Source organism: uncultured Sulfitobacter sp. (genome assembly GCF_964021855.1).
In the GTDB taxonomy this organism is placed as follows: domain Bacteria; phylum Pseudomonadota; class Alphaproteobacteria; order Rhodobacterales; family Rhodobacteraceae; genus Sulfitobacter.
This window is the reverse complement of sequence record NZ_CAXHZD010000001.1, coordinates 79,746-92,432: the sequence shown is the minus strand read 5'-3', so window position 1 is coordinate 92,432 and position 12,687 is coordinate 79,746. Positions and strand designations below refer to the sequence as shown.

Sequence of the window (12,687 nt, the reverse complement as noted above, 5' to 3'; positions counted from 1 at the left end):
TCTGGACGTGAGGCAAGCCCTTGGGTAGTTTGGAAGAAACGGGGCGCTTATGATCCCGAACCCGAGGCAGTTTTGATGTTATACCCCGAGCGGTTTTCGAACCTTCCGGCCCATGCGTGGCCGCGTCTACGTGCATTGCTTGATACGCATGACGGCGGCGGTGTGCCTATTCATATGACCATCGGAGAGCCGAAACATGCGTTTCCGGTGTGGGTAACGGATGTGATTGCGCAAAACGCAGCTGGGTTTAACAGCTATCCGCCAAATGACGGTTCGCCCGAATTGCGCGGTGCCATCGCCGACTGGATCAAGCGCCGCTATGATGTGGCTGTGGACGCCGACACGCAGGTCATGGCCCTGAACGGTACGCGCGAAGGCCTTTATAACGCCGTGATGGCGGTTTGCCCCGAAACCAAGAACGGCCAAAAGCCCGCAATTTTGATGCCGAACCCGTTTTATCAGGTCTATATGATCGCGGCGATTTCCGCTGCGGCTGATCCGATTATGGTGCCGGCCACGTTGGAAACCGGCCATCTGCCGGATTTTGCCAGCCTGCCCGTGGATGTGCTGAACCGGACCACTGCCGCCTATATCTGTTCACCTGCGAACCCTCAGGGCGCGGTGGCGAGCCGTGAGTATTGGACCGAACTGCTGGCGCTGGCCGAAAAATACGATTTCAAGATTTTCGCCGATGAATGCTATTCCGAGATTTACCGCGATACGCCGCCCGTTGGGGCCTTGCAGGTTGCCCAAGAAATCGGTGCTGACCCCGATCGCGTTGTGATTTTCCATTCGCTGTCAAAACGGTCGAACCTGCCGGGCCTGCGCTCAGGCTTTGTCGCGAGCGGGCCGAATACGATGCGCGAGATCAAGCAACTGCGCAATTATGCAGGCGCGCCTTTGCCCCTGCCGTTGCAAGCCGCCGCCGCTGCCGTCTGGGCAGACGAGGAACACGTGGCGCAAAACCGTGCGCTATACGTTGAGAAATACGAGGTCGCCGACCGCATCTTGGGCAATGTGCCGGGATATGCCAGCCCCGAGGCGGGGTTCTTTTTGTGGCTACCGGTTCAAGATGACGAGACTGCGGCCCTGAAGCTGTGGCGTGAAACCGGTGTGCGGGTATTGCCCGGCAGTTATCTGGCGCAAACCGTGAACGGGGAAAACCCCGGCAAGACATATATACGGGTGGCCATGGTCGCCCCAATAAAAGAGACAACGCGCGGGATCGAAGCGATCCGCGACTGTCTCTATCCGAAATAAGACGAGGGAACAGAGCAATGGCATATCAGACACGCGGACGTGATCCCCTACTAGACAGCAAAATGGCCGAGGCGATTGAAAAACGCGGCAAGGAATTGCTGGGCGTCGGTCTTATTGTGCTGGGTCTGATGGCGGCCATGATGATCGGCAGCTACACCCCCGATGATCCCAACTGGATGGTATCCACCGACGCGCCTGCGCAAAACTGGCTGGGCCGGATGGGCGCATCGCTGGCGGCCCCGTTGTTCATGATTGTGGGCTGGGGCGCTTGGGCTGTTGCGGCAATTCTGCTGGCCTGGGGCGTGCGGTTTGCGCTGCACCGTGGCGCTGAACGCGCGATGGGCCGTTTGATATTTGCGCCTATCGCGGTCGCACTGTGTTCGATTTATGGGGCGACGTTGACCCCCGATGCGCAGTGGCTTCAGACCCATAGCTTTGGTCTGGGCGGGTTGTTTGGCGATACGGTGATGGGTGCGATCCTGACGATCTTGCCGATCGGGTCCATCTTTACGATTAAAATGATGTCGGTGTTGATGGCGACGGCGATCCTTGCGCTTGGTGCTTTCGTTATGGGGTTCACCAAGGCCGAGCTGAGCCGCATTTTCCGATTTATGCTGGTGGGTGTGATCATGGTCTATGCGGGCCTGATGAACTTGTTGGGCCGTGGTGCGTCGGGCGCGGTTGTGGCCGCGCAAAAGGTGCAAGCGCGCCAATCCGAGCGCCGCGAACGCAGCCGGATTGAAGCGGAGGAGAACGCGGAATTTGCAGCCTCGCAGATGTCGTACAGCTCAGCGGATGATACCCCTGTGGCGGCCCCAAAAACGGGGCTGTTGGCCAAGATGCCCGCGCTGGTGAAACGCACCGCGCCCATGCCGGAACCAGAACTGGTTGAGGATTGGTCGGATGTTGAGATTGACCAAGCGCCTAGTGATGACCGGATCAAATCAAAGATCGCTGACGTGATCAAAAGCCGTGTTCGTACGGCTAACGCCGTGCACACGCCCACTACGGCACCGCTGACCCGTGGTCGCGGTCGCGGCCCTGATCCGCTGGTTCTTGACGCGACCCCGCGCAGCCATTTGCGCGAAGAACCACCATTGACAGGTGCCGCGCGTACCGAGCCGCCATTGACGGCTTCGGGCGTCTCACAGCATGAAATCGACGTTGCCGCCGACGCGGCCTTTGCCGAAGCCGAAGCCCTGCCTTTGCAAGATGCCGCCGCCGATGACGCGATGACGATCCCCGTGGCGACCCCGCGGAAAGTTGTCCAGCAACCGGTTCGCAAAGTGATTCAACCCAGCAAAAAGGCCCAAGCCGAGGCGCAGCCGGGCCTGACCTTTGAGGATACGCATCCCGGGTTTGAACTGCCGCCGCTCAACCTGCTTGAAAGCCCGGATGTCGTCGAAAGACTGCACCTAAGCGATGACGCGCTGGAAGAAAATGCGCGCATGTTGGAAAGCGTGCTGGATGACTATGGCGTGAAAGGCGAAATCGTCGCCGTGCGCCCGGGCCCCGTTGTCACGATGTACGAACTTGAACCCGCGCCGGGTTTGAAAGCCAGCCGCGTGATTGGTTTGGCCGACGACATCGCGCGGTCGATGGCGGCGCTGTCGGCGCGTGTGTCCACCGTGCCCGGCCGCAGCGTTATTGGTATCGAACTGCCAAATGAAAACCGCGAGAAAGTCGTCCTGCGCGAGATCCTGTCGGCCCGTGATTTTGGCGACAGCACCATGCGCCTGCCGCTTGCCTTGGGCAAGGATATCGGCGGTGATCCTGTTGTCGCCAACCTTGCCAAGATGCCCCACCTGTTGATTGCGGGTACTACGGGGTCCGGTAAATCGGTGGCGATTAACACGATGATCTTGTCACTGCTGTACAAGCTGACGCCCGAAGAATGCCGGATGATCATGATCGACCCCAAGATGCTGGAACTGTCGGTCTATGACGGTATCCCGCATTTGCTGTCCCCTGTTGTGACCGACCCGAAAAAGGCTGTTGTCGCGCTGAAATGGACAGTGGGCGAGATGGAAGAACGCTATCGCAAGATGTCCAAGATGGGCGTGCGCAACATCGAAGGGTATAATGGCCGCGTGCGCGAAGCGCTGTCCAAGGGCGAATTGTTCAGCCGTACCGTGCAAACCGGTTTTGACGAAGACACCGGCGAGCCGATTTTTGAGACGGATGAATTCAAGCCAGAGACATTGCCCTATATCGTCGTCATCGTCGACGAAATGGCCGACCTGATGATGGTTGCGGGCAAAGAGATCGAAGCCTGTATCCAGCGGCTTGCGCAGATGGCGCGTGCATCGGGTATCCACCTGATCATGGCCACGCAGCGCCCGTCGGTCGATGTTATTACCGGCACGATCAAAGCGAACTTCCCGACGCGTATTTCGTTTCAGGTAACGTCGAAAATCGACTCGCGGACCATTCTGGGTGAAATGGGCGCGGAACAACTGCTGGGTATGGGCGACATGCTGTATATGGCGGGCGGATCGAAAATTGTCCGTTGTCACGGGCCGTTTGTATCCGATGAAGAAGTCGAAGAAATCGTGAACCACCTTAAGGCTTACGGTGAACCGGACTATGTTTCGGGTGTCGTTGAAGGCCCGGCTGACGATCAAGAGGGCAGCATTGATGCCGTGTTGGGTCTGGGTGGCAACACCGATGGCGAAGACGCGTTGTATGACACCGCCGTTGCCATCGTGATCAAAGATCGCAAATGTTCGACCTCGTATATCCAGCGCAAACTGGCCATCGGGTATAACAAAGCGGCGCGTTTGGTCGAACAGATGGAAGAGCAGGGCCTCGTCTCCCCCGCCAACCATGTTGGTAAACGCGAAATTCTGGTGCCCGAGCAAGGCTGACCGGAACGAATAACTTGGATGCGGGGTTGGCTTGGGAACACGCCAGCCCTGTTTCGTTTCAAGGGGTGTTAGGCGATATCATGCCGCGTGATATCGCATATCATCGCACGAAACCCTATGTCTGGGGTGAGGCACCTGAATAACAATAGGAATACTTAGATGCGTTTTGTGATCACCACTGTTTTGGCGTTCGGCCTTGGTCTGGCGGCAGCACTGCCCGCCGCTGCCGAAAAGCTGCCCTTGAACGCGATTTCGAGCTATCTGAACGCGATGAAGACCGCGCAGGGCGATTTCACCCAGATCAATGATGATGGATCGATCAGCACAGGCACGATTTACATCAAACGCCCCGGCAAGGTGCGTTTTGAATATAATGCGCCCGATACAGGCATCGTGATCGCGGGCAGCAATACGGTTGTCATCTACGACAAAAAGTCGAACCAACCGGCGGAAACATACCCGCTGTCGAAGACACCGCTTTCGATCATTCTGGCTGCGAATGTGAACTTGGGGCAGGCCCGAATGGTCACGGGCCACAGCTATGATGGCACGTCGACGACTGTGCGCGCCCAAGATCCGGAACATCCTGAATATGGCAATATCGAACTGAAGTTCACCGGTAACCCGGTCGAGCTGCGTCAGTGGGTTATCAATAACGGGAACGGCAGTCAGACGACTGTTGTGTTGGGCGAGCTGGAAAAAGGCGTCCCGCTGGCGAACAGTATATTTGATGTCAGCGGCAAGGCCCCTGCCGTTAACCGCTAAGCGAACAGGCCCGAGGATTTGTTCCTCGGGCCATATTATTTACCAGCGGCGCAGGCGGCAGCCTTCGATTTGGCGTTCGTACATATCCGCACGCAACTGCACCTTGCGCGCGACCTCGATCAGCCATGGCTTTGAGTTATAGGTGCGGCGCGCAAAACCGGTGTTGCCCTCGTGGTAGGCAAGGTACTGGTTCTGGGCATCATGCAAGGGGATGCCGTTCTTGGTCCGGCTTTTGGTCATGTACCAGCCCATAAAATCGGCAGCGTCATCGATCTTGTCACGCTTGGCAAAGCGCCGTCCGGCCTCGCGCAAGTATTCATCCCACGTGGCATCTAGCGCCTGACTATAGCCATATGCGCTGGACTGACGGCCCATGGGAATCACACCAATGACATAGCGGTACGGCGTGCGCGCATCGGCGATGAATTTGCTTTCCTGATGGATCGTCGCCATCTGGACGTGCATCGGAACGCCCCAACGGCGTTCGGTTTTCCGGAAAGCTTTGTAGTATTTCGGGCGCTCCTTAAGAATCGCACAGGCGTTATCCAGCTGCCTTGGGGCATTGGAGGGGCCGCCTCCACCACAAGATGCTAAAAACACAGCAATTATTAGGGCGCAAAAGGTTCTGCTCATTGGCCTCTCGCTTTTTGTCGTTTTATTATTTTTGTCAGTTTACCAGATTTCCGCAGGTGCGCCCACCGAAAATTTATAACAAAAACGCCAGAAGAATTGGCAAAGCGGCCACCGACATCAATGTTGATACGACCACCAGCCCCGCCACCGATTGCGCGTCGGCCCCGTATTTTTCGGCCAGCAAGTAGGACGTGACAGCGACGGGGGTGGCGACTTGCAGCACCAAAACGCCAAGGGCCGTGCGGTCGAGCTCAAAATAAGCCCCGGCTGCCCACGCGATGGCGACACAAATAACCAGCTTGATCGCCGACAGCACAACAGCACGGCCAACGCCGCCGGGAGTCAATCGCGCCACGGCAACGCCCAATGTGATCAGCATCATCGGGATCGCCATCTGCCCCAAAAGGGTGAGCGTGTTTGTCATAAACTTGGGCGTTTGCCAGCCCTGCACCAGAAACAGCGCGCCCAGCAATGTGCCCCAGACCAATGGTTCGCGCATGACTTTGCCGAATGAACCCGCGCCCGCCACCAGCCAAATGCCAAAGGTAAACGACCATATCGCCATCACGGCGAACACAACCACAGCATAGCTAAGTCCCGCATCGCCAAAGGCAAACAGCGCCAAGGGCAGGCCCAGATTGCCCGTATTGCCAAAAATCAGCGGTGCCAGATAGGTCCGGCGGTTCAGTCCCATGGCCCAGACAATTGCCGCCGCAACCAATGTGACACCCCCATAAGCAACCACCGTCGCGAGCGACAAAGCTGTCAGCGCGGCGGGGTCAATTTGCGTATTTATGAGGGACACAAAAATCAGGCAGGGCACCGATAGGGTCATCGCCAGTTGGGTGACAAATTGGATGCGATATTCAAATCCCAGCTTCACCCAAGCAAATCCAATCCCTGCAAGCAGGAACACCGGGGCGACGATCTCAAGCACTGTCAGCGTCAGGTTCACGCACTGTTTCCTTATCTTTGGGCTCGGACATTGGACAAATGCCCCTTGAAGGGACTACTAACGAAAGGTAGGTGCATCAATGTTATGATTAGAACACGCGCAAAATATCATCTTGGCCAGATCGTTCGCCACAAAAAGCACCCGTTTCGCGGCGTGATTTTTGATGTCGATCCCGAATTCGCCAATACCGATGAATGGTACGAAGCGATTCCGGAAGACAGTCGCCCGCTGAAAGACCAGCCCTACTATCATCTGTTGGCCGAAAACGACCAAAGCTATTACGTGGCGTATGTGTCCGAGCAGAACCTGGTCGCGGATTATTCTGGCGAACCTGTTGAACATCCCGACATCCCTGATTTGTTCGGCCCGTTGACCGATGGCGCATACCCCCTGCATTTCCAGCTGAACTAAGCCGGAAGGCGCGTTTCCGCGCCCCCCGCTTGTGTTAATAGCCCAAGGCGCAGCCGTCTTTGCGTGGGTCGCTGGCCCCTTCTAGAACACCATCGCTGCGCAGTTTGATCGCCTGCGCCCCGCCGATAGCTGTTCGTGGAATCTCGACCTTATGGCCCATGTCCGACAGCTTGGCGCGCACTTCGTCGCTATATCCGCTCTCGACGCTCAAGACACCTTTGTCCGTAAAGGCGCGGGGTGCATCGATGGCCGTCTGTGGGTCCATGCCAAAGTCGATCAGGTTCGAGACCAGACGCGCGTGACCGTTGGGTTGATACGCCCCGCCCATGACGCCGAACGGCATCAGCACCTTGCCATTCTGGCGGATCATGCCGGGAATGATCGTGTGCATGGGGCGCTTACCGCCCTGCAGCTCGTTCACGTGCCCTTCCTCAAGGGTAAAGCCCGCGCCGCGGTTTTGCAGCAAGATCCCGAATTTATCGGACGCGATGCCGGACCCAAAGCCGTGGAAAATCGAATAGATCAGCGAAACCGCCATGCCATCCTTGTCGACCACGGTGATATAGATCGTGTCTTTGTGCACCGCTTCGGACAGCGGCGTGGGGTCGGCCATCGCCTTGGCCGGATTAATCAGCGCGGCCAGTTTCTGTGCGGTGGCAGGGTCAAGCATGTGTTCCAGACGCGACGTGTGGTCGGGATCAGCAAGGAACCGGTTACGTGCGTCATAGGCCAGCTTGGCGGCCTCTGCTTCGATGTGCACACGTTCCGCCCCAAGCGGATCCATCGACGCGATGTCGAAATGGCTCAGCATGTTCATCATCAAAAGCGCGGTCGCGCCTTGGCCATTTGGGGCGTGTTCCAACACCTCGACGTCTTTGTAGGTGGCCGCGATAGGGTCGCCGTAAGTGCAAGCGGTGTTGGCGAAATCCTCTGCCGTGTGCAGACCGCCCAGCTTACCAAGGGCTGCCACCATGTCCTCTGCGATCTCGCCGGTATAGAATGCGTCGCGGCCGTCTTTGGCCACACGGCGCAGCACCTCGGCCTGGCCGGGCGCGCGGAAGATCGCCCCTGATTGCGGGGCCTTGCCGTTCATTAGGTAAACGTCGCGGGCCGTGCCCTGCAATGTGCCCGCGTCATTGGCCCAGTCAAACGCCACACGTGCCGCCACGGGCACCCCGTTCTCGGCATAGTGGATTGCCGGTGCCAGCAACGTATCAAGGCCCAACTTGCCCATGTCGTTTGACAGCGTACAAAACGCATCCATCGCGCCGGGGATTGATACAGCATGCGGGCTGGTCAAGGGCACGGTGGTTTCACCTGCGTCGCGCAATACCGCAGCGTTCAGTGCCCGTGGCGCACGGCCCGACCCGTTCAATGCATGCACTTCGTCACTGCCAGCGGGGGAATAAAGCACAAAGCAATCGCCGCCGATCCCGGTCATTTGCGGTTCGCATATCCCCAGTAAAACAGCACCGGCAATGGCGGCATCCATCGCGTTGCCGCCCTGTTCAAGAATGTTGATTGCGGTTTTGGCGGCCAGTGGGTGGGACGTGGCACACATGCCGTTTGTCGCCAGAACGGGGGACCGTCCGGGAAGTTGGAAGTCGCGCATGATAAAACTGTTCCTGTTGCGGTTGTTCTTTTCACGGAACCTAGCGCGCTGCAGAATGGAAAACCAATTTTTTCTGGGGGGTAAGTCCTCAGCATCGCGTACTGGGTGGGGGCTAAAAACACGATGCTGAGGGAAGCTTTGTTGCAGCTACGACCTACCGTATGATGTCAAAGATGGGCAAAACTGTGATGACGCAGCGGCACTTTTGCGGTGAAAGCATGAAGCCACGTATCCATTTGTGGCAGGGCAGCCAGCGCAGGCCGGTTCCGCAGCCTTATTATGATGGGTTTTGGTGCGGTGCAGTTGTCGGGGCCGCCACATTGATAACAATAGTCAATACGTTGTGCTGTTTGACCCTCGCATAGGAAATTTCCTGCGTCAAATGGTGGATCAGGCCCCAGCCGAATCCCCCTTCTGGCAGCGATTTCGCATGTGCGGTTGTGCCGACTTGTTTCGGCTGCGGCGGAACGTTGTTGGTAAAGGGGAGGCCAGAATCCTTAAAAACGATCGAGATATGATCGCCATCTTGGGTGCAGGAAACTTGGATCGGTGCACCGCCCTGTTGCCCGGCCAAGGCATGTTCAACAATGTTGTTGAACGTCTCTGCCATCACCAATTCGATGTCATCTAATTTTTGCGGGTTTTCGCATATGGGGGAAAGCAGCGCCCGGCATGTCGACAGGGCATTCCTGACGTCCCGGGTAGTGCCGGCAAGGGACAGCTCGAATATATCTGCATGGGCGGTGCCACGATCCAATTTGCCGCCTTGGTTGTCCGCGGTCATCGTTACGATTGATCGTGCAAGGCGTGGCTCAAGGTAGGGTAAAGCGAAAACACACTATCCATGCGCGTCAACCGAAAGACACGGTCCACAGGCGCTGTCAGCCCGGCAAGCACAAGGGTACGTTCGGGGGCGAGGTATTTCATCGTGGCCACGATGGCACCCAACCCGCTGGAATCGATAAATACCACTGCGCTTAGGTCTAATATTACAGTCGCGGGTGCAGTTTCCGTAATTTGCCGCACGTTTTCCTTGAATTCCAACGCGACCGCCGCATCGATGCGATCATCAAGGACTGTCACAACTTGCAGTAGCTCTTCTGTTCTGGCTGAAAGTCTCATATTCTGGTCCCAAAGATAATGCAGTATCCCAACGGGATAAGGCAGATGTCTTACGATTCGGTTTTTAAGTCTTTGGGGGGAGTTCAAAGTGCAAAAAGTTGTCATTGCAGGTGCATCGCGCACACCAATGGGTGGGTTTCAGGGCGTTTTCGCAGATATGACCGCGGCTGATCTGGGCGGCCACGCGATCAAGGCCGCATTGGACGGTGCCGGGGCTAAAACCGTGGATGAGGTGTTGATGGGCTGCGTTCTGCCGGCCGGTCAAGGCCAGGCACCCGCGCGTCAGGCCGGTTTCAAGGCGGGCCTCGGCGAAGAGGTCCCTGCAACGACTCTGAACAAGATGTGCGGCTCTGGGATGAAGGCCGCGATGATCGCCTTTGACCAGATTGCATTGGGCCATACGAATGTAATGGTCGCGGGCGGCATGGAAAGCATGACAAATGCGCCCTACGTCTTGCCCAAGATGCGCAGCGGGGCCCGCTTGGGGCATGCTCAGGTCATTGACCATATGTTCCTCGACGGTCTCGAAGACGCCTATGACAAGGGCCGCCTCATGGGCACCTTCGCCGAAGACTGCGCCGAGACGTTCCAATTCACCCGCGCCATTCAGGATGACTACGCGCTGGCGTCCCTGTCGCGCGCGCTTGAGGCGCAGTCCTCCGGAGCATTCGATGACGAGATCGCGCAGATGGAACTGACCACCCGCAAGGGCACGTCTACCGTCAGCGCAGACGAACAGCCCGCAAATGCACGGCCTGAGAAAATACCAAACCTCAAACCAGCCTTCCGCGATGGGGGCACAGTCACGGCGGCCAACTCTTCGTCGATCTCCGATGGCGCTGCGGCTTTGGTACTTGCCTCCGAACAAGCGGCAGCAGACCAAGGTCTGACCGTGCGCGCCCATATCATGGGCCACGCCAGCCACGCCCAGGCCCCCGGCCTCTTCACCACGGCACCTGTGCCTGCCGCCCAAAAACTGCTCGACCGGCTGGGCTGGCAAAAGGAAGACGTTGACCTGTGGGAGGTCAACGAAGCCTTCGCCGTTGTCCCGCTCGCCTTCATGCACGAGATGGGCCTGTCCCATGACATCGTGAACGTGAACGGTGGGGCCTGCGCGCTGGGCCATCCCATCGGCGCGTCAGGTGCTCGCATTATCGTGACGCTTCTAAACGCGCTGGAAAAACGCGGCTTGAAACGCGGCATCGCTGCAATTTGTATCGGGGGTGGCGAAGGGACGGCTATCGCGATCGAACGTCCCTAAATTCCAAATGGATCAAAATCCTCGGGGGGATTGGGGGGCAGACAGCCCCCCTTCAACCGTTGTTTCAAAAGGTGTCACATGACAATCGACTACGCTACCCTTGCTGAAACCCTGCAATCGCTGACCCATGGTGAAACTGATGCAGTTGCCCTGATGGCCACCGTCGCGTGCGAGGTTCATCACGCCGATGACAGGTTTGACTGGACGGGGTTTTACCGCGTGACTGAACCCGAATTGCTTAAGATCGGGCCCTATCAAGGGGGGCACGGCTGCTTGGTCATTCCGTTTTCCCGTGGTGTCTGCGGTGCCGCGGCGCGTAGCGGGCAGACCCAGTTGGTCGCTGACGTCGATGCATTTCCCGGGCATATCGCCTGTGCGAGCTCCACCCGGTCAGAGCTGGTTTTACCGGTTTGGAATGGTGCCAGTGACTTGATCGGCGTGTTCGATATCGACAGCAATCAACCTGATGCCTTTACCCAAGAAGACGCAGATCAATTCCAAGCGATTTTGAAAAACTGCTTTGCAGCCGTGAAATAGTTCTGGATTTTTTCACGAAGCTGGGGCAGCGTGAAAAAATGAACGGCAATTTCACGGATGCAACCCAGTGCAACACGCGCCTCTTTCCACGTCTCAAACGCTCGGTGCCGACCTGCGTGCCTTGCGCAAGGCGCGCGGCTTAACGCTGCATGATCTTGCGGATGCGCTGAACCGTTCTGTCGGCTGGATGAGCCAGGTCGAGCGTGACCTGTCCGAGCCTTCCATCACCGACCTGCGCCACATTGCACAGGCGTTGGGGGTGTCCGTGTCGATGCTGTTTCGCCATGCGGCGGCCCCCGCGCATGAGGCTGGGTTTATCGTACGCCAAGGCGCGCGCAGACCCATCGGATCCTCTGTGGCAGGTCTGGTCGAAGAATTGCTTTCCCCTGATCTGACCGATGATTTTGAAATGGTCCATTCAACATTTCAGCCCTTTAGCCGGATCAAAGATCTGGTCACACGCCCCACCCAAGAAGTCGGATACCTGATCTCTGGCAGCCTTGAGTTCGAGATTGACGGCACAACCCACACCCTTAACCCCGGCGACAGTTTCCGCGTTCGCGGAGAGCCGTTTCGCTGGTCAAACCCCAACCCCGACCCCGCTGTTGCGATCTGGGTCATTGCCCCGCCGGTGTACTAATGAGCTTTGAGGCATGGATCATATTCGCGTTGTTCTGGGTGGTGTTTGTGACCACGCCGGGGCCAAACGCGGTCAATTGCATTAACAACGGCATGAATTTGGGGTTCAGGCGCGCCTTGATCGGCGTGCTGGGCATTCTGACCCAAGCCAGCTTGTTTCTGGTTCTGTCGGCCTTTGGCATCACGGCCCTGATCGCCACATCCGAGACTGCTTTTACCGTGGCCAAGTTCATTGGCGCGGGGTTTTTGATCTATCTGGGGATACGCGGATGGATGAACGCGAATACGCCGGTCACGGTGGCGGACCGCCCCACACGGTCGATCTATTTGCGCGCATTTGCCATTGCCACAATCAACCCCAAGTCGGTGGCCGGATATCTGGCCGCGTTCAGTCAGTTTGTTCAACCAGATGTGCCGATCTGGGAACAGATGGTGGTGATTGTGCCGACGGCACTGACGCTTACCGCGCTGAGCTATACCGGATTTACCGCGCTTGGCGCGGGGCTGGGCCGGGCGGCGATGGGGGCCGTGTTCAACGTCTGGGTGCGGCGCGTTATGGCCGCGAGCTTTGTCATTTACGGCGTCCTGCTTGGGGCCGCCTCAACACCTGCGGGAAGGGGCTGAC

The 12,687-nt window shown here is 57.8% G+C and carries 13 protein-coding genes; 8 read left to right on the top strand and 5 right to left on the bottom strand.

Features of this window, described 5'->3' with window-relative positions; translation table 11 throughout:
* Window positions 1-75 precede the first annotated feature (75 nt).
* The 3 genes from AADJ11_RS00425 (at window position 76) to AADJ11_RS00415 (ending at window position 4,892) form a co-directional block, all read left to right on the top strand.
* Window positions 76-1,260 (top strand): aminotransferase class I/II-fold pyridoxal phosphate-dependent enzyme, encoded by a 1,185-nt coding sequence (locus tag AADJ11_RS00425; protein ID WP_341232592.1) that lies wholly within the window; start codon window positions 76-78, stop codon window positions 1,258-1,260.
* A gap of 17 nt (window positions 1,261-1,277) precedes the next feature.
* Window positions 1,278-4,127, top strand: coding sequence for a DNA translocase FtsK 4TM domain-containing protein (locus AADJ11_RS00420; protein WP_341232591.1), 2,850 nt, complete (start codon window positions 1,278-1,280; stop codon window positions 4,125-4,127).
* 159 nt (window positions 4,128-4,286) lie between these two features.
* Window positions 4,287-4,892, top strand: a complete 606-nt coding sequence (locus AADJ11_RS00415; protein WP_341232590.1) for an outer membrane lipoprotein carrier protein LolA — start codon at window positions 4,287-4,289, stop codon at window positions 4,890-4,892.
* A gap of 39 nt (window positions 4,893-4,931) precedes the next feature.
* Here AADJ11_RS00415 and AADJ11_RS00410 read toward each other — a convergent pair whose 3' ends face one another.
* A complete protein-coding gene (locus AADJ11_RS00410) occupies window positions 4,932-5,525 on the bottom strand; it encodes a lytic transglycosylase (RefSeq protein WP_341232589.1) in 594 nt (197 codons plus the stop codon).
* A gap of 73 nt (window positions 5,526-5,598) precedes the next feature.
* Window positions 5,599-6,480, bottom strand: coding sequence for an AEC family transporter (locus tag AADJ11_RS00405; protein WP_341232588.1), 882 nt, complete (start codon window positions 6,478-6,480; stop codon window positions 5,599-5,601).
* An 84-nt stretch (window positions 6,481-6,564) separates the two neighbouring features.
* Between AADJ11_RS00405 and hspQ the strand changes: the two genes are divergently transcribed.
* A complete protein-coding gene (gene hspQ / locus AADJ11_RS00400; RefSeq protein WP_341232587.1) occupies window positions 6,565-6,891 on the top strand; it encodes a heat shock protein HspQ in 327 nt (108 codons plus the stop codon).
* A gap of 34 nt (window positions 6,892-6,925) precedes the next feature.
* On the opposite strand, the gene ggt is transcribed toward hspQ, so the two are convergent.
* The 3 genes from ggt to AADJ11_RS00385 all read right to left on the bottom strand — a co-directional run bounded on the left by ggt (window position 6,926) and on the right by AADJ11_RS00385 (window position 9,625).
* Complete coding sequence (gene ggt, locus AADJ11_RS00395) at window positions 6,926-8,503, bottom strand: gamma-glutamyltransferase (RefSeq protein WP_341232586.1); 1,578 nt, start codon at window positions 8,501-8,503, stop codon at window positions 6,926-6,928.
* A gap of 277 nt (window positions 8,504-8,780) precedes the next feature.
* Entirely contained in the window at window positions 8,781-9,260 is a 480-nt protein-coding gene (locus tag AADJ11_RS00390; RefSeq protein ID WP_341232585.1) for an ATP-binding protein, read from the bottom strand.
* Between the two features lie 29 nt (window positions 9,261-9,289).
* On the bottom strand, window positions 9,290-9,625 hold the full coding sequence (locus tag AADJ11_RS00385) for an STAS domain-containing protein (RefSeq protein ID WP_341232584.1): 336 nt from the start codon (window positions 9,623-9,625) through the stop codon (window positions 9,290-9,292).
* Window positions 9,626-9,713: 88 nt separating this feature from the next.
* Here AADJ11_RS00385 and AADJ11_RS00380 point away from each other — a divergent pair, with 88 nt between their 5' ends.
* From AADJ11_RS00380 to AADJ11_RS00365, 4 genes are all read left to right on the top strand, one after another.
* On the top strand, window positions 9,714-10,886 hold the full coding sequence (locus tag AADJ11_RS00380) for a thiolase family protein (protein WP_341232583.1): 1,173 nt from the start codon (window positions 9,714-9,716) through the stop codon (window positions 10,884-10,886).
* Between the two features lie 78 nt (window positions 10,887-10,964).
* Window positions 10,965-11,423, top strand: a complete 459-nt coding sequence (locus AADJ11_RS00375) for a GAF domain-containing protein (RefSeq protein WP_341232582.1) — start codon at window positions 10,965-10,967, stop codon at window positions 11,421-11,423.
* A gap of 67 nt (window positions 11,424-11,490) precedes the next feature.
* Complete coding sequence (locus tag AADJ11_RS00370; RefSeq protein WP_341232581.1) at window positions 11,491-12,063, top strand: XRE family transcriptional regulator; 573 nt, start codon at window positions 11,491-11,493, stop codon at window positions 12,061-12,063.
* A complete protein-coding gene (locus AADJ11_RS00365) occupies window positions 12,063-12,686 on the top strand; it encodes a LysE family transporter (protein WP_341232580.1) in 624 nt (207 codons plus the stop codon). The genes AADJ11_RS00370 and AADJ11_RS00365 overlap by 1 nt, the downstream gene beginning before the upstream one ends.
* Window position 12,687 lies beyond the last annotated feature (1 nt).